Annotated in this window: 1 protein-coding gene and 1 pseudogene; both read left to right on the forward strand. The window is 39.7% G+C overall.

The window, feature by feature from the left end; all coding sequences use genetic code 11:
- Positions 1-22: 22 nt before the first annotated feature.
- Positions 23-163, forward strand: a complete 141-nt coding sequence (locus AC1XUE_RS25755; protein ID WP_483358871.1) for a hypothetical protein — start codon at positions 23-25, stop codon at positions 161-163.
- Between the two features lie 275 nt (positions 164-438).
- Positions 439-1,269: pseudogene (locus AC1XUE_RS25760) on the forward strand (gliding motility-associated C-terminal domain-containing protein); the annotation flags it as partial.

Genomic DNA, 1,269 nt, shown 5'->3' on the forward strand with positions numbered 1-1,269 from the left:
TTACGAAACAAAAGATGTAAACATCAACTGGGATGGTAAAACAAATGCGGGTAAAGAACTCGCTGCGGGACAATACTACTATGAAGTTTCCGTAACATTCGAGTCTGCTACCAGAAATCCTAAGCCAACTACCATTAAAGGTTGGGTCCAAATCGTTAAATAATTGATTAATATACTATCAAATAAAATGGGGTCCGGTTGCTTTCTATAGCAGCCGGACCCCATTTGTATAAAAGATAGCAAGGCTAGGAAAAGTAATCTTTTATGGATTGGTTAACTGACACACATTTTTAACTATATTTTCGTTGCATTAAAGAATGCCCAGAAAAATGCTGCAACACAATTGTAGTTGATTCCGAATTATATAGTAAATATTGAGATGATTATTATCTTCTCAGTCTTCATTAGAACCCTGTCCTAAATTAGACAAGTACGTATATGCGTTTTCTTTTACGGTATTGGCAAATCTCATTTTGTTTTATCCTCTTTATCGTATCTTTTGAGGTACGGGCTACTCACATCCGTGCAGGAGAAATTACTGCAAGAAGAATTTCCCTCACATCACCCACCTACGAACTTAAGCTAACTGCTTACTTCGATATCGTAAATGGCCCTCTGGCTGCTGAACGTCAGATTGACGCTGAATTTACGATTGGAAATGTCAATTCATCGGGTACATCCGTAGTGCTTCGGGCGCCCCGTATTTCACCAATTGTCAATATTGGAAATAATACTACCCGCAATGTTTACATCATACAATATACCTTTCCCGGAACGGGCCAGTATCGCATATCATTTGAGGAGGACAATAGAAATGACAACGTACTTAACATAGGACCCAAACCTACACAAAATCTGAATTTTTATGTAAGTACCACACTGAATATCAATTCAAGTTTAGGTTTGAACCAAACGCCGGTCTTATTGAACGCACCGGTTGATCTTGCAGCAGTAGGCCAACGTTACATTCATAATCCTGGTGCTTTTGATGCAGATGGAGATAGCCTTTCCTACCAAATGTTTATCCCCCAAAGAAGTGGAGTAAACGGAGCAGGAATTAACCTGGAATATGAAGATCCAAATTTGATTGGGGCACCCGGACGCACCGAAACCGGAGCAACACCTGCCAATTTCAGTCTCAATCCAGTTACAGGAGATATTATTTGGGACGCACCCATGCAAACGGGCTATTATAATATTGCTTTTATTGTAAATGAATGGCGTGACGGCTTTCTGATTGGACGGATAGTCAGAGATATGCAGATTATT

It is taken from the genome of Dyadobacter sp. HNCC25DJ187 (genome assembly GCF_056895255.1).